The 17,881-nt window shown below is 70.1% G+C and carries 13 protein-coding genes and 1 pseudogene; 5 read left to right on the top strand and 9 right to left on the bottom strand.

The genetic code is table 11. The annotated features are described in order from the left end of the window. Positions 1–28 precede the first annotated feature (28 nt). From QK442_RS09140 to QK442_RS09125, 4 genes are all read right to left on the bottom strand, one after another. Complete coding sequence (locus QK442_RS09140; protein ID WP_282693358.1) at positions 29–3,787, bottom strand: multifunctional oxoglutarate decarboxylase/oxoglutarate dehydrogenase thiamine pyrophosphate-binding subunit/dihydrolipoyllysine-residue succinyltransferase subunit; 3,759 nt, start codon at positions 3,785–3,787, stop codon at positions 29–31. A 280-nt stretch (positions 3,788–4,067) separates the two neighbouring features. Continuing rightward, positions 4,068–5,162 (bottom strand): ATP-binding protein, encoded by a 1,095-nt coding sequence (locus tag QK442_RS09135; RefSeq protein ID WP_282693357.1) that lies wholly within the window; start codon positions 5,160–5,162, stop codon positions 4,068–4,070. Then, the gene (locus QK442_RS09130; protein ID WP_282693356.1) at positions 5,159–5,896 is read right to left on the bottom strand and encodes a response regulator transcription factor; all 738 of its coding nucleotides are present in this window, start codon (positions 5,894–5,896) and stop codon (positions 5,159–5,161) included. The genes QK442_RS09135 and QK442_RS09130 overlap by 4 nt, the downstream gene beginning before the upstream one ends. A 60-nt stretch (positions 5,897–5,956) precedes the next feature. After that, positions 5,957–6,640, bottom strand: a complete 684-nt coding sequence (locus tag QK442_RS09125) for a spermidine synthase (protein WP_282693355.1) — start codon at positions 6,638–6,640, stop codon at positions 5,957–5,959. Between the two features lie 304 nt (positions 6,641–6,944). Between QK442_RS09125 and QK442_RS09120 the strand changes: the two genes are divergently transcribed. The 3 genes and pseudogenes from QK442_RS09120 to QK442_RS09110 all read left to right on the top strand — a co-directional run bounded on the left by QK442_RS09120 (position 6,945) and on the right by QK442_RS09110 (position 8,906). After that, the gene (locus tag QK442_RS09120) at positions 6,945–8,573 is read left to right on the top strand and encodes a transposase (RefSeq protein WP_282693397.1); all 1,629 of its coding nucleotides are present in this window, start codon (positions 6,945–6,947) and stop codon (positions 8,571–8,573) included. 18 nt (positions 8,574–8,591) lie between these two features. Then, positions 8,592–8,666, top strand: a pseudogene (locus tag QK442_RS09115) (TetR family transcriptional regulator); the annotation flags it as partial. Then, complete coding sequence (locus tag QK442_RS09110; RefSeq protein ID WP_349239638.1) at positions 8,640–8,906, top strand: TetR family transcriptional regulator C-terminal domain-containing protein; 267 nt, start codon at positions 8,640–8,642, stop codon at positions 8,904–8,906. The pseudogene QK442_RS09115 and the gene QK442_RS09110, both read left to right, overlap by 27 nt. A 16-nt stretch (positions 8,907–8,922) precedes the next feature. Here QK442_RS09110 and QK442_RS09105 read toward each other — a convergent pair whose 3' ends face one another. Further along, the gene (locus tag QK442_RS09105) at positions 8,923–9,441 is read right to left on the bottom strand and encodes a hypothetical protein (RefSeq protein WP_282693354.1); all 519 of its coding nucleotides are present in this window, start codon (positions 9,439–9,441) and stop codon (positions 8,923–8,925) included. A gap of 233 nt (positions 9,442–9,674) precedes the next feature. Here QK442_RS09105 and QK442_RS09100 point away from each other — a divergent pair, with 233 nt between their 5' ends. Further along, positions 9,675–10,250 carry a DUF4240 domain-containing protein gene (locus QK442_RS09100; RefSeq protein ID WP_282693353.1) on the top strand — a complete coding sequence of 192 codons (576 nt, stop codon included), beginning with the start codon at positions 9,675–9,677 and terminating at the stop codon, positions 10,248–10,250. On the opposite strand, the gene QK442_RS09095 is transcribed toward QK442_RS09100, so the two are convergent. From QK442_RS09095 to QK442_RS09080, 4 genes are read right to left on the bottom strand one after another with little or no spacing between them, the layout of a single operon-like run. Continuing rightward, entirely contained in the window at positions 10,247–11,386 is a 1,140-nt protein-coding gene (locus QK442_RS09095; protein WP_282693352.1) for a hypothetical protein, read from the bottom strand. The genes QK442_RS09100 and QK442_RS09095 overlap by 4 nt on opposite strands. Continuing rightward, positions 11,386–12,468, bottom strand: coding sequence for an ATP-binding protein (locus QK442_RS09090; RefSeq protein ID WP_282693351.1), 1,083 nt, complete (start codon positions 12,466–12,468; stop codon positions 11,386–11,388). Before QK442_RS09090 ends, QK442_RS09095 begins: the two co-directional genes overlap by 1 nt. Next, positions 12,465–14,525, bottom strand: coding sequence for a Mu transposase C-terminal domain-containing protein (locus tag QK442_RS09085; RefSeq protein ID WP_282693350.1), 2,061 nt, complete (start codon positions 14,523–14,525; stop codon positions 12,465–12,467). Before QK442_RS09085 ends, QK442_RS09090 begins: the two co-directional genes overlap by 4 nt. Then, on the bottom strand, positions 14,482–15,216 hold the full coding sequence (locus tag QK442_RS09080; RefSeq protein ID WP_282693349.1) for a TnsA-like heteromeric transposase endonuclease subunit: 735 nt from the start codon (positions 15,214–15,216) through the stop codon (positions 14,482–14,484). The genes QK442_RS09085 and QK442_RS09080 overlap by 44 nt, the downstream gene beginning before the upstream one ends. Before the next feature lie 232 nt (positions 15,217–15,448). Here QK442_RS09080 and lon point away from each other — a divergent pair, with 232 nt between their 5' ends. After that, positions 15,449–17,860, top strand: coding sequence for an endopeptidase La (gene lon, locus QK442_RS09075; RefSeq protein ID WP_282693348.1), 2,412 nt, complete (start codon positions 15,449–15,451; stop codon positions 17,858–17,860). Positions 17,861–17,881: the final 21 nt, after the last annotated feature.

The raw sequence follows: 17,881 nt of genomic DNA, 5'->3' as shown, positions 1-17,881 counted from the left end.
GGACCGGGCCTCACGCGCGGTGCCGGGTTCAGGCCTCGAAGACCTCGTTGACCAGCTGCTGCTGCTCCGCCTGGTGGCGCTTGGCGGAGCCGACCGCCGGGGACGAGGAGTGCGGGCGGGAGATCCGGCGCAGGCGCTCGCCCGCCGGGATGTCCGCTCCGACCGCCAGGTCGAGGTGGTCGATCAGGTTGAGCGCGATGAACGGCCACGCACCCTGGTTCGCCGGCTCCTCCTGCGCCCAGATGTACTTCGCCGCGTTCGGGTACTTGGCGATCTCGGCCTGGAGCTCGGCACCCGGCAGCGGGTACAGGCGCTCCAGACGGATGATCGCCGTGTCCGTGACACCGCGCTTCTGCCGCTCGGCCTCCAGGTCGTAGTAGACCTTGCCCGCGCAGAAGACGACCTTGCGGACGCCCGCCGGGTCGACCGTCGAGTCGCCGATCACCGGGCGGAAGCCGCCGGAGGTGAACTCCTCCACCTTGGACGCCGCGGCCTTCAGACGCAGCATCGACTTCGGGGTGAAGACGATGAGCGGCTTGTGGTGCGGGTTGTGCACCTGCCAGCGCAGGAGGTGGAAGTAGTTCGACGGCAGCGTCGGCATGGCGACCGTCATGTTGTCCTGGGCGCACATCTGGAGGAAGCGCTCCGGGCGGGCGGACGAGTGGTCCGGGCCCTGGCCCTCGTAGCCGTGCGGCAGGAGCAGGGTGACGCCGGAGGTCTGGCCCCACTTCTGCTCGGCCGAGGAGATGAACTCGTCGACGACGGTCTGCGCGCCGTTGACGAAGTCGCCGAACTGGGCCTCCCAGATGACCAGGGAGCTCGGGCGGGCCAGCGAGTAGCCGTACTCGAAGCCCATCGCCGCGTACTCGCTGAGCAGCGAGTCGTAGACGTTGAAGTGGGCCTGGTCGTCGGTCAGGTAGAGCAGCGGGGTGTAGTCCTCGCCGGTCTCCTGGTCGACCAGGACCGCGTGGCGCTGGCCGAAGGTGCCGCGGCGGGAGTCCTGGCCCGAGAGGCGGACCGGGGTGCCCTCCATCAGCAGGGAGCCGATGGCGAGGGTCTCGCCGAAGCCCCAGTCGATGGTGCCGTCGTCGATCGAGGCCGCGCGGCGCTGGAGCTGCGGCAGCAGACGCGGGTGGACCGTGACCCGCTCCGGGATGTTGACCTGCGACTCGGCGATCCGCTTCACGACCTCCTGGGAGACCGCGGTGGTGACGGCGACCGGGAACTCGGCCTGCGCGTCCGGCACGGCGGCCGGCGCCGGGGCGGAGGTGGCCTCGCGGACCTCCGCGAACACCTTCTCCAGCTGGCCCTGGAAGTCCTGGAGCGCCTGCTCCGCCTCCTCCAGGGTGATGTCGCCGCGACCGATGAGCGACTCGGTGTACAGCTTGCGCACCGAACGCTTCTTGTCGATCAGGTTGTACATCTGCGGGTTGGTGAACTGCGGGTTGTCGCCCTCGTTGTGACCGCGGCGGCGGTAGCAGATGAGGTCGATCACGACGTCCTTGTTGAACGTCTGGCGGAACTCGAAGGCGAGCCGCGCGACGCGGACCACGGCCTCCGGGTCGTCGCCGTTCACGTGGAAGATCGGCGCCTCGATCATGCGGGCCACGTCGGTGGCGTACATGGACGAGCGGGACGACTCGGGAGCCGCCGTGAAGCCGACCTGGTTGTTGATGACGATGTGGACCGTGCCGCCGGTGCGGTAGCCGCGCAGCTGCGACATGTTGAGGGTCTCGGCCACCACGCCCTGGCCCGCGAAGGCCGCGTCGCCGTGGAGGGCCACCGGCAGGACGGTGAAGTCCGTGCCGCCCTTGTTGATGACGTCCTGCTTGGCGCGGACGACACCCTCCAGGACCGGGTCGACCGCCTCCAGGTGGGAGGGGTTGGCGACCAGGGAGACCTTGATCTGCTCGCCGTCGAGGCCGGTGAAGGTGCCCTCGGCGCCCAGGTGGTACTTGACGTCGCCGGAGCCGTGCATCGACTTCGGGTCGAGGTTGCCCTCGAACTCGCGGAAGATCTGCGCGTACGACTTGCCGACGATGTTCGCGAGGACGTTGAGGCGGCCGCGGTGGGCCATGCCGATGACGACCTCGTCGAGGCGGGACTCGGCCGCGGAGTCGATGACCGCGTCGAGCAGCGGGATGACGGACTCGCCGCCCTCCAGGGAGAAGCGCTTCTGGCCGACGTACTTCGTCTGCAGGAAGGTCTCGAAGGCCTCGGCGGAGTTCAGGCGGCGCAGGATGCGGAGCTGCTCCTCGCGCTCCACGCGCGCGTGGGGACGCTCGACGCGGTCCTGGATCCACTTGCGCTGCTTCGGGTCCTGGATGTGCATGAACTCGATGCCGGTGGTGCGGCAGTACGAGTCGCGGAGCACGCCGAGGATGTCGCGGAGCTTCATCATCGACTTGCCGGCGAAGCCGCCGACCGCGAACTCGCGCTCCAGGTCCCACAGGGTGAGGCCGTGCTCGGTGATGTCCAGGTCGGGGTGCTTGCGCTGCTTGTACTCCAGCGGGTCGGTGTCGGCCATGACGTGACCGCGGACCCGGTAGGAGTGGATGAGCTCGAAGACGCGGGCGGCCTTGGTGACGTCGTCGTCGTGCGAGGCGTCGATGTCCTTGAGCCAGCGGACCGGCTCGTAGGGGATCCGCAGCGACTTGAAGACGCCGTCGTAGAAACCGTCCTCGCCGAGGAGGAGGTTGGAGACGATCCGCAGGAACTCGCCGGAGGCGGCACCCTGGATGACCCGGTGGTCGTAGGTCGAGGTCAGGGTCATGACCTTGGAGATGCCCAGCTTGTTCAGGGTGTCCTGGGAGGTGCCCTGGAACTCGGCCGGGTAGTCCATCGAACCGACACCCATGATGACCGACTGACCGGGCATCAGACGCGGCACGGAGTGGACGGTGCCGAGGCCGCCGGGGTTGGTCAGGGAGACGGTGACGCCGGAGAAGTCCTCCATCGTCAGCTTGCCCACGCGGGCGCGCTTGACGATGTCCTCGTACGCCTGCCAGAACTCGAAGAAGTTGAGCGTCTCGGCCTTCTTGATGCCCGCGACGACGAGCTGGCGGTCGCCGTTCGGCTTCACCAGGTCGATCGCGAGGCCGAAGTTCACGTGCTCCGGCTTGACCAGGGTCGGCTTGCCGTCCTTCTCCGCGTAGGAGTAGTTCATCGACGGCATGGCCTTGATCGCCTGCACCATCGCGTAGCCGATGAGGTGGGTGAAGGAGATCTTCCCGCCCCGGGCGCGCTTCAGGTGGTTGTTGATGACGATCCGGTTGTCGAAGAGCAGCTTCACCGGGACGGCGCGGACGGACGTGGCCGTCGGCATCTCCAGGGAGGCGTTCATGTTCTTCGCGACGGCGGCGGCAGGGCCGCGGAGCGTGATCAGCTCGGGGCCGACGGGCGCCTCGGCGGCGGGAGCGGCCGGGGCGGCCGGGGCGGGGGCGGCCGGGGCGGGCACGGCGGCGGTCGGAGCGGCAGCAGCAGGGGGCGCGGCGGTAGCCGCTCCGGTGGAGCCGGTGCTTGCACCGGACTGTGCGGGGCCCGCCTGCGGCGCCGAGGGCGCGGCCGTGGTGGTGGCGGCCGGGGCGGACGGGGTCTCCGCCGCACCCGGCTTGTAGTCGGCGAAGAAGTCCCACCAGGCACGATCAACCGAATTCGGGTCCTGGAGGTACTGCTGGTAGATCTCGTCGACGAGCCACTCATTGGCACCGAAGGCGGCTGCGGGGCTCACGCCACGCCCGTCTTGGTCGGCCGGGGAGCTCGGGGTACTGGGGGACTGAGACGACACGGCGGCAACCGCCCTCTTCCGCTTCGCAAGGTGATGGACAGCGGAAATAAAGGCTACGCCTGTCCGGCCGGGACGTGCAGGCCGGGCACTCCAACGTCGCGCAAGTCACACTTGACGGGGTGTTTCGGTGCCGTGAATGGCGGGAAACAAACGTGATTCCGCATGTGTGAGGGTACGGAAAAGCCCGGCTACGGCCGCCTTCGGCCGCATCCCTGACCACGTCCTGACCGTGTCCCGTTCATGTACACGCAGAACGTTCGCTTCCGGTTCGAACCCTACGTCAATCGCGGAGGGGAAGACTGCCCGGAAGGGTGACACGTATGCGGCATCCGCGTGAGGATTCGGCCACCCCGATTCCGCCACCGTGCAGATCCACGGCCCACCGCGCGATCGCGAGGCCGAGCCCCGTGCCGCCGTCGCTCCCCGGCCCCTGCCGGTCCGGGGCCGTGCCCCGGTTGAACCGCTCGAAGACCTTGTGCCGCTCCGCCTCGGGGATGCCCGGGCCCTCGTCCTCGACCACCAGCTCCAGCGACTCCGGGTACGGGCCGCGTCGGGCCCGCACCGTCACGCGCCCGTGCGGCGGGGAGTGCTTCACCGCGTTGTCGATCAGGTTCGCCATCACCTGGTGCAGCCGTTCCACGTCGGCGTACGCCGTCAGGTCGGAGGGCTGCACGTCCAGGTGCAGATGGACGTCCGTACGCCGGTGCAGACCGGACGTGGAAGGCAGCCCGCGCTGCGCGGCGGCCAGGTTCGCCTCCCGCAGCACCCCGGAGAGATACGGCCACACCTCGAAACGGCGGGTCCGCAGCTGTACGACACCGTTGTCGAGCCGCGACAGGTCGAGCAGCGTCTCCACCAGCCGGCCCAGCCGCTCGGTCTGCTTCAGTGCCGAGCGCATCGTCTCCGGATCGGCCTCCGAGACCCCGTCGACCACGTTTTCGAGCACCGCTCTCAGTGCCGCGATCGGCGTGCGCAGCTCGTGCGAGACGTTGGCGACCAGTTCCTTGCGGTGCCGGTCCACCGCCTCCAGGTCGTCCGCCATGCGGTTGATCGTCGAGGCCAGGTCGCCCAGCTCGTCGCGCCGGTCCGCGCCCCGCACCCGCCGCGAGAAGTCGCCCCGCGAGATCGACCCCGCCACCGCGTTCATCTCGTCCAGCGGCGCCGTCAGCGACTGCGCCACGAACTGTGTGATCAGCAGCGTCGCGATCATCGCGAAGATCGTGATGTACCGGAACTCGGTGGACGTGCGGATCGCCACCAGGGCCAGGCCGGAGGTCAGCAGCACCGCGCCGACGACCAGGGCCCCCAGCTTCGTCTTGATCGAGATCACGATCCGGCGCCGGGACCCTCCGGCGCGCCGCCCCGGCCGGCTCACGGCGCGGGGGTCTCCAGCGCGTACCCGACGCCGTGCACCGTACGGATCCGCTCGGCGCCGATCTTCCGGCGCAGCGCCTTGATGTGACTGTCCACGGTCCGGGTGCCGGAGGCGTCCGCCCAGTCCCACACCTCGGCGAGCAGCTGCTCCCGGGAGAGGACCGCGCGCGGGGTGTTGGCCAGACAGACCAGCAGGTCGAACTCGGTCGGCGTCAGGTGGACGTCCTCGGCCCGCACCCGGACCCGGCGCTGGGCGTGGTCGATCTCCAGTTCGCCCAGGCGGAGGATCCCGCTGCGCGGTGTGACGGCGGCGAGCGCGGCCCGCTCCACCCGGCGCAGCAGCACGTGCACCCGGGCGGCCAGCTCGCGCATGGAGAAAGGCTTCGTCATGTAGTCGTCGGCGCCGACGCCGAGCCCGACCAGCATGTCGGTCTCGTCGTCCCGGGCGGTGAGCATCAGCACCGGCACCGGGCGCTGGGCCTGCACCCGGCGGCAGACCTCCAGGCCGTCGAAGCCGGGCAGCATCACGTCGAGGACCATCAGGTCCGGCTGCCACGCCTCGGCCGCCTCGACGGCGGCGGGGCCGTCGGTGGCCGTCTGCACGAGGAAGCCCTCGGCCCGCAGCCGGGCGGAGACCGCCTCGACGATCGTCGCGTCGTCCTCGACGACCAGGACGCGCCGCTGGGCCCCCGGAGTCGCCGCCGCACCGTGGTGAGTGGTGTGTGTCTGCTCCATTGCCCCGCCTCGCGTCGCCGATGTCGGTGCAGCAGCCTAGAGGTACCGACGGCGTCCCGGCTACGCAGGCCGGATGCCCAGATGGACCACGTCGGGGACGCCCCGGGCAACGGGGATCTCTTCCGTCCGTACCCCGCTGAATCCGGCATTCCGCAAGGACTCCTCGAAAACGCCGGACGGCTGCGCGGACCACACGGCGAGCGCTCCGCCGGGGTTCAGCCGGGCCGCGCAGGACGCCAAGCCCCTTGCCCCGTACAGGGATTCGTTGTCCTCGGTGACGGTCCAGTCCGGCCCGTTGTCGATGTCCAGGCAGAGCGCGTCGTAGGTGTCGGTGGAGGTCTCCAGGTACTCCACCAGGTCCGTGTGCAGGATCACCGTCCGCTCGTCCGCGAGGGCGCGCCCGGAGATCGACGCGAGCGGCCCCTGCCGGTGCCAGTCGATGATCGCCTCCTCCCGTTCGGCCACCGCGATCCGCCCCCAGCGGGGGTCGGCGGCGGCGTGCGCCAGGGAGAAGCCGACGCCGAGCCCGCCGATCAGGACGGCGGCGCCGGTCCGCGCCGGCTCCGGCAGCGCCTCCATCGCCGCGTCCACGAGCAACCGCTCGGAGCGCCCGTCGGAGGTGTCCATCAGGAAGGTGCCGTTGGCGATGATCTCGAAGTCGGTGCGGTCCTCGGCGTCCCGCCGGCGCAGGACGACTTCGCCGTACGGGCCCTCGCGGCGGTCGAGGGTGACGGGGCCGTTCATTGATCACTCCGTGTCTCGTCGTGGGACGTGGCTGTCGCGGATACGGGTCGTCCCGGCCATCCTCGCGGAGCGCGGGCGACCGGGACAAACACGTTACGGAGTGGCTGGGTGACGCGAAGCGGGGTCGGGAAGTGCTGCCGGTGAGCGTGTGTGGGCGTGCTCCGGTGCGTGTGAGTGAGTGCTCTGGCCTGTGGTGGATGAGCTCGAGATCGGGAGACGGGAGTTCTGGAGTCGAATGGATGACCTTTCCGGTTGGCGGTCGTTGTATGGGGTGCGGTGTTTGCGGGCCTGGAGGGGAGGCGTGGTGGGTGCTCTGCGGGAGGTGGCGGCGGCGTTCGTTGCGCCCAGGCCCTCGGGGGTTACGGTCCGCGACCGGCTGAAGCACCTCACCGAGGCTGATGGGAAGGTGCTGCGTCTGGTCGGCGCGCATCTCGGCTCGCTTGCCGGGCGTGACCTGGCGGCCCGTTGCCGAGATGGGCTGGAGCATTCCGCGGAGACGTGGGCAGTGCGTAAGCGGGAGTTGACCGCTGCCTCGTCATCGCGTTGGGCCGGTTCGTTGACGAAGGCGACGCACGATCAGTGGGCGCTCGCCCGTCGCGGGCAGGCCGCGTACATCCAGTCCCTTGAGTCTGGTGTCAAGGCGATCTCGCACCGGTTGTCGCTGCCGGTCGGGGAGAAGGGTGCCAAGCGGTCGCCTGGCGGATACCGGTCGAAGCGTGAGTGGTTCCACAAGACCCGGCGCCTGCACATCCTCGAGAACCGTCTCGCTCAGGTCGGTGCGGACCGTGAGGCCGGTGTCGTGCACGTGGCACGTGGCGGCAGACGTCTGCTCAACACCCGCCACAACCTCGACGCGGCGAAGCTCACCGAGACTGAATGGCGGGAGCAGTGGGAGACGGAGCGCTGGTTTCTCCAGGCTGACGGCGAGTCCGGGAAACGCTTCGGGAACGAAACCATCCGCATCTCCCCCGAGGGGGAGGTGTCCATCAAGCTCCCGGCCCCGCTCACGCATCTGGCCAATGCCAGGCACGGCCGGTACGCGCTCGCCGCGAAGGTGCGCTTCCCGCACCGGGGGCAGGAATGGGCCGACCGCGTGGAGGCGAACCAGGCTGTTGCCTACCGCATTCACTTGGACGTCGGGCGCGGGCGCTGGTACGTGACCGCCTCCTGGACCTTCCCCGTCACCAGGACCATCCCGATGGAGACCGCCCTCTCCCAGGGCGTGATCGGCGTGGACACTAACGCCGATCACTTGGCCGCCTGGCGCCTGGACACCTACGGCAACCCGATCGGGCACCCGCGAAGGTTCTTCTACGACCTCAGCGGGTCGGCCGACCACCGCGACGCCCAGGTCCGCCACGCTCTGTCGCGGCTGCTGAACTGGGCCAAGACCTGCGGTGTGAAGGCGATCGCGGTCGAAGATCTCGACTTCACCGCTGAGAAGACCCGCGAGAAACACGGACGCCGGCGCCGGTTCCGGCAGCTCGTCTCCGGCATGCCCACCGGCAGGCTCCGCGCCCGGCTCACGTCGATGGCCGACGCCACCGGCATCGCGATCATCGCTGTCGACCCGGCCTACACCAGCAAGTGGGGCGCCCAGTACTGGCAGGCACCCCTCACCGGCAAGACCCGCAAGACCACCCGTCACGATGCCGCGAGCATCGCGATCGGGCGACGCGCCCAAGGGCACCCGATCCGGCGACGGACGACACCGCCCCGCGACGACCAGAGCGATCGTCGCGGGCATCGGATCGTCCAGGCCCGACCGGCAACCCTCGGGCGTGAGGAAACCCGCCCCCGCATCTCCGGACCACGCACCAGATGCGTGCAGCCGGACGCGGAGAGAACGCGGGCGACCAGGACACCCAAAACCGTTCGGGATGTCCGCAGCGATCAGGAACGGGTTCAAGACCCACTCCTGCTCACTGACTAGGAACGGTTCCACGCCTCCTCGCTCGCGCGTATCGCCCACGACTGCGGGACCACCCAGGGCGGCCTGCTGCACCACTTCCGCAGCAAGGAGGACCTGCTTCTCTCGGTTCTGGCGCAGAGCGAGGAACATGACGTCGACCGCCTGGAGGAGGCCGTCCGACGCGGCGAACTCCGCCCGGACACCGACTGCCGGAGCATTGCCCAGGAGTACCTGGCCGTCATGGACGGCCTCCAGATCCAGTGGGCCCTGGATCCCGACTCCATGGACATGCCCGTCCGCGTCCGGGACCACCTCCGGCGCCAGTACGCGGCGATCCGCGCGACGGAGGGGTAGGTCCCGGCGGGACGGCTCAGGGGGCGGTCGGCGGACCGCCGCCGGGGAGGGCGTCGAAGACGCGCTGGAGGGCGGGGGGCCGGTCGCCGTCGTCCGCGACGACGAGCCGGTGGTCGTGGGTCACGAAGTACTGGAAGCCGTCGGCGACGGTCGGGCCGGTCGGCCGGTCGGGCACGCGCGCGTAGGCGGGGTCCTGGAGGGCGGCGCGGAGTTCGGCCAGTCCGGCGGCGGTCATGCGCCCGGTGCGCGGGGTTCCGGTCCCCGACCGGACGGTCCAGCCGCCGTCCTCGTACACGACGAGCTGGTTGTTCACGCCGGCGAACCCGCCGTTCACCACGACCTCGACCAGTACGCCCCCGGCACGCGGCTCCGCCGTCGCGCCCGTGCCCGGCGTGCTCGTTCCCCCGGCCGGCGGCGGGACGTCGGCGTCGGCGCATCCGCCCACGCCGAGGACCAGCGCCGCCACGACCGCCGGCACCGCCGCCCAGGCCCGCCCGCGGCGCCACGCCCGGCCGCGTTCCGCAGCACATGTCATGGGCCGAGCATGCCCGCCCGACGGCCCCCGCGCAGCCGGAACACACGAGCCGGCGCATCGGGTTCCGTTGTCGCTTGCTGTTTCGCGTTGCGTCGGACGCAGCTCTTTAGCTGCGGGGCGAAGTGATGGGTTGCGCCGCGGCATGACGTTTTATGCAGGTCTTCTCTTCGTTTCCCGTCCGCTCTAGTCAGGGGCTCTCGGACGTGTCAGTGGTGGTTGCGATCCTGTGCGGCATGGACGATAAGAGCTTCTGGGCGCTGATGAACAAGTTGAGCTGCCGCCCCGGTGACCGCCACGAACGGCTGGAGTGGCTGCGCGGGGAGTTGCGGCGTCGGCCAGTCGCGGAGGGAGCGGAGTTTCAGGCACGTCTGGAGGCCGCGTGCGCGGCGGTCGCCACGGGTGCACTGTGGCGGGCGGTGGGCCGGATCGAGGGTGGCTTGTGCTCCGACGACGGCTTCGACTACTTCGCGCTCTGGCTGGTGGCCCAGGGGCAGGAAACGTACCAAGCGGTGCTTGCTGATCCGGATGCCCTCGCTGACGTGGCTGAGGTGCGGGCCCTGGCGGGACGGCACACACGGGAGTGGTGTGACGACGAGTGGCCGGAATGGGAGGAGCTCGACTACGTGGCCCAAGAGGTGTTCGACGAGCTGACGGGCCAGGAGGACGATTGCGGGGAGGCGTTCTACGAGGCAGTGGAAGCCGTCCAGGAGACATGGGTGCCTGAAGAAGAGATCGACACCATAGAGGCCACGGCGAGGGCTGGGACACCCCGGATCGATGCTCTCTTCCCTGTAGAAGCCAGCTCCTAACTGGTTGCTTTGGAAGCCTGGCGTTTCTCCGTGACTTCTTCGCGCATGAGGTCGTCGGTGCGTGTGCTGTGCCAGATGGTTCCTTCCCATTTCACGTACTGGGGTTCGCGATCTCGCAGGAGGACCGACTTGAGGTGGCTGTGAAAGAGGAGGGTTCGGCCCTGTTCCCGGCTGCGGCTGAACCACATCGTGCTCTTCTCGTGTCGGGCTAGCCGGTTCGCGGCGAGACCGGGGAGGCTGCCGCGCACTCGGCCGGGCGTGTAGGCCGTCAAAGGCTGGCTGGGCGGGCGCCAGGAGTCGGCGAGTGACCAATGAGCTATGGCGTCGCCGTGACCGGGAGGGCTGTAGGGGTAGGTGACGCGGTTGCTGACCTCGGTGAAGAACCGGGCTTGCTCGGCCTCCGTGCCGGCGGCCAGCTGCCGCCAGTAGGGTGAGGCGATCAGTGGAGCCAGTGCGACGGCTTCGGGGTAGATCGCTGCGAACAGCCGCGAGGTGCTGTAGCTGGGGTAGTCCTGCGTCTCCCGGTTGAACGGGATGAGGAGGTCGATGCGGTCTTCCCAGGTGTCCCAGGTGCCGAACACGGCACTGGAGGGACGGCCGTCCACGGACCAGATGTGCGCGCAGAGCATGAGGGCGCTGAGCACGGCGTCGTAGGTGGCTGCCCAGCCGTAGCGGCTGAGGAGGCGCAGGTGCTTGCGCTGGGCGTCGACGATTTCGGGTAGCCGGGTGAGGTCGACGGCGGGCTGGTCGATGTCGGGCGGGCCGATCCAGGTGCGGTGGCGCAGGCAGACGTAGCGGTGGTGGGGCAGGAGCCGGGTCACCTTGCCGCCGGGGTGCCGGGCGTCGCAGCGGTGGCAGCCGGTCTGGGGCTGGTGCCGGAACATGGCCCAGGCGGGCTGGGGGCTGCGAAGCTCGGGCATTGCGCCGGCGAGGGCATGGACGGTGCGGCCGGTGAGCGCTGCGAGGCGTTCGGGGACGACGACGCGGCGCATACCGCCGGACTTCTCGCGCTCGGTGACCTGGGTCCAAAGGCCGTTGATGTCGAGGCCGTGGAGCGTGGCCAGACGGCCGATGTAGGAGGCGGGGATCTCGTGTCGGGCGGGCGGGACGGGATCGGGCAGTCGGCGGATGAGCATCAGGCCACGCGCCTCCGCCGGGCGGCAGGCTTGGCGGGTGCGGTGCGCTTCTCGGACTGCTCGGCCGCGTAGTCGACGGGGACGATCTCCAGGAGGTCTTCGGTGATGCGCTCGCTCTCGTCTTCGATGGCGAGGACGGCGGCGCCGCGGACGAGCTGGGAGAGGCTGCCGATCATGCCGCCGGTGCGGTGGAAGAGGTACTCGCTCAGACCGGTCAGTGTGCCGGGGGTGTGGTCGTGCAACCGGAGCGTGGATTCCAGAGTGCCCACCAGGGCCCGCCAGGTTTCCTGATCCTCGGCGGTGACGTGCGCAAAGGGGGTGGCGGGGACGACGACGAAGCGTCCGGCGATCTGCCGTCCCCGGGTGCCAGCGAACAAGCCGTTGGACTCGACGTCCATGCCCGCGTAGGCGAACGTCGCGGGCAGCCGTTCGGCGAAGTACTTCAGCTGGTCAGAGGCTTCGGCGCCGGAGCGGGTGGTGAGGGTCAGGTTGTGGATTTCGTCGACGAGAACCAGGTCGACATGAACATGGGCGGCGGTGGCGCAGACGGCATCGACGACATCGGTGATGTTGGCCCGGGAAGGGAAGGTCAGCCCGAAGAAGCGGGCGAACTCCATCGCGAGCATCTTCGGTGTGGCCGCGGGCGGGACGGTGACGTAGACGACCGGGAGCCGGTTGCGGTCGTGGGGGTGCCGCTTGCGGACGGCCAGCTCGTGGGCCCGCCCCAGCTGGGTCAGGGCAGTCGTCTTCCCGGTGCCGGAGGCACCAGAGAGGATCACACCGCGTCGGGCGGAGATCTGGTTGCGGTTGAGCTGGATCAGCAACCGGGAGGTGGCGGTGACCTTGCGGATGACCGGGGTGTTCACCATCGGCAGATCAGCGTGATACCCGCGGCGCCGCTCCTCCTCGCGTAGCCGTTCGCGCGGGCTCAGCGCCGCCCGTTCGCTGGAGGTCAGCAGACGGGGCGGGACCGGCTCATGGCCGACGAAATAGTGCCACCCCTCCTTCGTGGTCAGCGGGTTGTCCGGCGGAACCTGTGAGGCCGGGTTCGTGCCCGGGGCGGACGGGGAGAACGTGCTCATAGCCACCTCTCGGCTTCTGCGTGAGCGTCGAAGATCCCGAACTCCGCCACCGCCACGGACGGCAGGACTGCGGGCGCCGACTCCGTGCGATGTTCGGTCTCGGGCGCCGCTGCGGGCGTGGGGATGGTACGGACCGTGCGGGTGCGCGCGGCCACCTTGGCCGACCGGGTGTCAGGGCCGTGCTCGGCGCGCGTGAGCAGACCATCCAGGACACGGGCGACGGCCGTCTCGTTGGTGTCGTCCAGTCCGGCCTCGGCCGCCAAGCGACGCGCGTGCTGCCAGGTGAAGTCTGCGAACGGCGCGTTCACCAGCGGCCACTGCGTCCAGGGCACGGTGATCCAGCCGTGTGTCGTGCGGACGAACACCTGGGACAGGTCGTAGGGGTCGTAATGCACTTCCCAAAGACCGCGCTTGGCGGTGATCCCGGAGTGCTCGCGCCGATGCGGCCCCAGGTCGGGGCAGTCGTAGGTGCGGTAGCTGATCTGGATGCCGTAGTCGTTGATCGCCCGCCAGGCGACCGGCAGCAATTCCAGGTAGTCCTCGCCGCGGAGGACGAGCGGCAAATAGCCGCAGGCCGCCACCAGCGAGGTGTACTTGTCGTTCGGCGATATCGCCCTCTTCGGGCGGAACGGGTCGCGCAGAGCGCTGTGCGGCCGGGCCTGCCACCCGGCCAGCAACCACTCATCCAGCAGATCCTGAAGCTCCGGAACCGTCCAGACGGCCCGGTCCTCGACACGCTCGCCGCGGCGGGAGACATCCCGCCCGGTGTAGCCGGCCAGATGCTGGGTGAACAGCGTGTTGATCGAGGAGAAGGTCGCCTCCGCGATCGCCTTGTCGGTCGGCGTGCGCGGACGTGCCCGCTGCACTGAGATACCGAGCCGTTCGCAGGCCCGGATGAACGTGTCGGAGATGAACACCTTCCCGCCGTCGATGACGACCGTGTCCGGCACAATCACCGGTTTCGCCGCGGCCTGCTCCATCCGCGTGTCCACGTCCAGCAGCCGCCGGTGCGGCATCCGTGACGCCGCCATGCGCAGCGACGCGGACCAGCCCGGCCGCATCGGCTCGGGCACCAGCATCCGTGCCAGCAGCAGGGAGGCGTCCACCGCCTTGGTACCCACCGGCCGCAGCACCGCCGCGCAGATCGTCCGTGTCGCGACGTCGACCGCGATCGTCAGATCCGCGCGGACTGTCAGCCCGGAGTCGAGCACCACCATCACATCCAGCGGGGTGGAGTCGATCTGTACCTGTTCCCCCGGCCGGTCCGCGAACGTCGGCGTGAACGGCCCCTGCGGGCGGTTCGCAGTCTGTCGCCGCGTGACCGCCGAACCGAAGGTGTGCCGGCCGGTGGAGAGCGCGTCGACCAGCTTGTAGAGAGTCCGCTGGCTCGGCAGCGGAACCACCCCCTCGCCGTGGGTGGCCTCCACCAGCTTCACCACCCGGCGGATCAGCCGCGACCGAGTCCCCGTCGACGTGTGCGTCTCCGTGTCCAGGACCTCCTGGACGGCCGCGACCAGCCGGGCGTCCGCCCGCCCCGTGGCCTCCCAGGTCCGGGTCGCCCGCTGGTCCACCAGCCCCCAGAGACCTTGCTGGACGTAGCGCGACCGCCGACTCTGCACCGTACGAACCGTCACCCCCAGCTCGCTCGCCTTCGCGGCCATCCGTTCCATCAGCGAGAAGGCAGCGGGGTCATACCCAGGGCGCGGCTCGGAGCCCGCCACGGCATCCGGCGGTAGCCCGGTCTCGACCTCCACCATGTGCCGTTCCCACTCCCGTGCCGCCTCCCGCACCGAGTCGGGCAACGTCCCCAGCAGTCCCGACGGCTCCAGGGCGGGCAGCGGCTCCGTGCCGGTGACGGCGAAGTCCGGTGCCGCCATCAGGTGCGAGGCCAGCACCACCGATTCCACCCCGGCCTGCGACCGCAGCCGCACGGACGTACCGGCGAGCCCCACCACCTGGTGGTCCTCGTTGTCGTAGGTGATCCAGTCACCGGGCCGCAGCACGGCCCCACGCTCAGCAACCACCGGCAACCCTCGCAGACACCAACGCCGCCGCATGCAGCGGAACCGACACGTCCACGGCCAGTTCGTGCGTCCACAGCAGATGGAACAGCACCGGCAGCACCGCGATCTCATCACCCACCGACGACGCCCCGTCCATCAGCGGCCGCGGCTCAACGAACGCCGCCAGCAACTCGCAGACCACCGGCTCCAGCCGATACCGGGGGTGCCGGTACCCGGCCAGCCAGCGCACATTACGCACCACGATCGCGTCAGGGGCCCCTACCAGCAGGAACTCCCACCCCACCCGTGTGCAGGCCGCTCGCGTCGCCTCGAACTTCGCCAAGTCCCTCGGTCTTCGACGGTCCGCCGGCCGGCAGTCGACCACCACCGCAGTGCCGTCCTCCCGGCGAGCGAAGTAGTCCGGCGCGTGCGAGACGCCCTTGCCCGCCTCTGACTGCCAGAACAGCCAGAACGGTTGTGACGAGATCCCCACGACGGACGGGTCGAAGTCCAGCAGCATCACATGATCGCGCTCCAGCCAGGACTCGTACCCGATGTGACCGCCGACCGTCGCCGACCACCACAGGCCCGGCAGATGGCGCTGGCCCTTGTACGACTTGAACGCGCGTACCGGCGCTACGTCCTCGAATCGCACAGCCCGGGCGTCCGCCAGCGGCAGGCGGAACTCCGACCCACACCTGTCGGCGTACGCAACCTCGAATCCCTCGGTCGGTGGCCCGGACACCCCACCCGACAGAACCCCTAACGCACGTGCCACGACTCGCTAACCCCACCCCGCGACGAAAGGTCACTCTGCAAAGCGAACGATCACACGAAGAGTAAAGCTGCGAAACGAAGAGATCGGCGTCACAGGACATCCGTACATGATCGCTCACAGCGAACAGGCCCCGGGGAACAATCCCGCACTCACATGCATTGAGTCGGCATAGCTCAACTTGACTGCCGAAGGGGAGATCATGGCTTCTGAGTCCAAGCCGTCCGTGCCGCTGACGCTGCCTGTGCTGCCGCTCGACGACGAGGTCGTGCTGCCCGGGATGGTGGTGCCGCTGGATCTGTCGGACAACGACGTGCGGGCCGCCGTGGAGGCCGCGCAGGCCGCCGCTCGCGGAGCGGGCGGGAAGCCGCGGGTGCTGTTGGTGCCGCGGGTGGACGGGACGTACGCCGCGACCGGTGTGCTCGGGATCGTCGAGCAGGTCGGGCGGCTGTCCGACGGGGACCCGGGAGCCCTCATCAGGGGCATCGGACGGGTGCGGATCGGGGCCGGGACGACCGGGCCCGGCGGCGCGCTGTGGGTGGAGGGGAGCGTGGTCGAGGAGACCGTGCCCGATCCCCTGCCCGGCGCCGTGACCGAGCTCGTCAAGGAGTACAAGGCACTCGCCACCAGCTGGCTGAAGAAGCGCGGCGCCTGGCAGGTCGTCGACCGCGTGCAGCAGATCGACGGGGTCGGCGCGCTCGCCGACAACTCCGGGTACTCGCCCTTCCTCACCGTCGAGCAGAAGGTCGCGCTCCTGGAGACCGCCGACCCGGTCGCCCGCCTCAGGCTCGCCACCGCCCAGCTCCGCGAGCACCTCGCCGAGCAGGACGTCGCCGAGACCATCGCCAAGGACGTCCAGGAGGGCGTCGACAAGCAGCAGCGCGAGTTCCTGCTCCGCCGTCAGCTCGAAGCCGTGCGCAAGGAGCTGCGCGAGCTGAACGGCGAGAAGGACGGCGAGGAGTCCGACGACTACCGCGCGCGCGTGGAGGCCGCCGACCTGCCGGAGAAGGTCCGCGAGGCCGCGCTCAAGGAGGTCGAGAAGCTGGAGCGGTCCAGCGACCAGTCGCCCGAGGGTTCCTGGATCCGGACCTGGCTCGACACCGTCCTCGAACTGCCGTGGAACGAGCGGACCGAGGACCGGTACGACATCCAGGGCGCCAAGGCCGTCCTCGACGCCGAGCACGCCGGCCTGGAGGACGTGAAGGAGCGCATCACCGAGTACCTGGCGGTCCGCAAGCGGCGCTCCGAGCGCGGGCTCGGGGTCGTCGGCGGGCGGCGCGGAGGCGCCGTGCTCGCGCTCGTCGGGCCGCCCGGCGTCGGCAAGACCTCCCTCGGCGAGTCCGTCGCCCACGCCATGGGACGGAAGTTCGTCCGGGTCGCCCTCGGCGGCGTCCGCGACGAGGCCGAGATCCGCGGCCACCGGCGGACGTACGTGGGCGCCCTGCCCGGCCGGATCGTCCGCGCGATCAAGGAGGCCGGGTCCATGAACCCGGTCGTGCTCCTCGACGAGATCGACAAGGTCGGCTCCGACTTCCGCGGCGACCCCGCCGCCGCCCTCCTCGAAGTCCTCGACCCGGCGCAGAACCACACCTTCCGCGACCACTACCTGGAGGTCGAGCTCGACCTCTCCGACGTGGTGTTCCTCGCCACCGCCAACGTCCTCGAAGCCATCCCGGAGGCCCTGCTCGACCGCATGGAGCTGGTCCGCCTCGACGGCTACACCGAGGACGAGAAGGTCGTCATCGCCCGCGACCACCTGCTGCCCCGGCAGCTGGAGCGGGCCGGTCTGGAGACCGGCGAGGTGACCATCGACGAGGCCGCGCTGCGCAAGCTGGCCGGCGAGTACACCCGCGAGGCCGGTGTCCGCACCCTGGAGCGGTCCATCGCCCGGCTGCTCCGCAAGATCGCGGCCCAGCACGAACTCGGCGACCGCGCGCTGCCGTTCACGGTCACGCCCGGGGAGCTGCGGCCCCTCATCGGACGGCCGCACCACGTGCCCGAGTCCGCGCAGGACCCGGCCGAGCGGCGTACCGCGGTCCCCGGCGTGGCCACCGGGCTCGCGGTGACCGGCGCCGGCGGCGACGTCCTCTTCGTGGAGGCGTCCCTCTCCGACCCGGAGACCGGCGCCGCCGGGCTGACCCTCACCGGTCAGCTGGGCGACGTGATGAAGGAGTCCGCGCAGATCGCGCTCTCCTTCCTCCGCTCGCACGGCGCGGAGCTGGAGCTGCCCGTCACCGGTCTCAAGGACCGCGGCGTGCACATCCACTTCCCGGCGGGCGCGGTGCCCAAGGACGGCCCGAGCGCGGGCATCACCATGACGACCGCCCTCGCCTCGCTGCTCAGCGGCCGGCTCGTCCGCACCGACGTGGCCATGACCGGCGAGGTCTCCCTCACCGGCCGGGTGCTGCCCATCGGCGGCCTGAAGCAGAAGCTGCTCGCCGCGCACCGGGCCGGCATCACCACGGTGGTGATCCCCAAGCGGAACGAGGCCGACCTGGACGACGTCCCGGCCGAGGTCCTGGAGAAGCTGGAGGTCCACCCGGTGACGGACGTCCGCCAGGTCCTGGAGCTCGCCCTGGCCCCGGCGGAGGTCCCGGTGACGGCCGCGGCCTGAGCCGACGCCTGGGTCGACGGC

This window comes from Streptomyces sp. CC208A (genome assembly GCF_030010625.1).
In the GTDB taxonomy this organism is placed as follows: Bacteria; Actinomycetota; Actinomycetes; order Streptomycetales; family Streptomycetaceae; genus Streptomyces.
Note: the sequence above shows the minus strand (reverse complement) of the source record. Positions and strands in the feature narration are given on the sequence as shown.

Bases quoted from the DNA above. Each gene is read 5' to 3' on its own strand.
- QK442_RS09100 (WP_282693353.1), top strand. From the start codon at position 9,675: ATGGACGATAAGAGCTTCTGGGCGCTGATGAACAAGTTGAGCTGCCGC.
- QK442_RS09085 (WP_282693350.1), bottom strand. From the start codon at position 14,525: ATGCGGCGGCGTTGGTGTCTGCGAGGGTTGCCGGTGGTTGCTGAGCGT.
- QK442_RS09095 (WP_282693352.1), bottom strand. From the start codon at position 11,386: ATGCTCATCCGCCGACTGCCCGATCCCGTCCCGCCCGCCCGACACGAG.
- QK442_RS09130 (WP_282693356.1), bottom strand. From the start codon at position 5,896: ATGGAGCAGACACACACCACTCACCACGGTGCGGCGGCGACTCCGGGG.
- QK442_RS09125 (WP_282693355.1), bottom strand. From the start codon at position 6,640: ATGAACGGCCCCGTCACCCTCGACCGCCGCGAGGGCCCGTACGGCGAA.
- lon (WP_282693348.1), top strand. From the start codon at position 15,449: ATGGCTTCTGAGTCCAAGCCGTCCGTGCCGCTGACGCTGCCTGTGCTG.
- QK442_RS09105 (WP_282693354.1), bottom strand. From the start codon at position 9,441: ATGACATGTGCTGCGGAACGCGGCCGGGCGTGGCGCCGCGGGCGGGCC.
- QK442_RS09090 (WP_282693351.1), bottom strand. From the start codon at position 12,468: ATGAGCACGTTCTCCCCGTCCGCCCCGGGCACGAACCCGGCCTCACAG.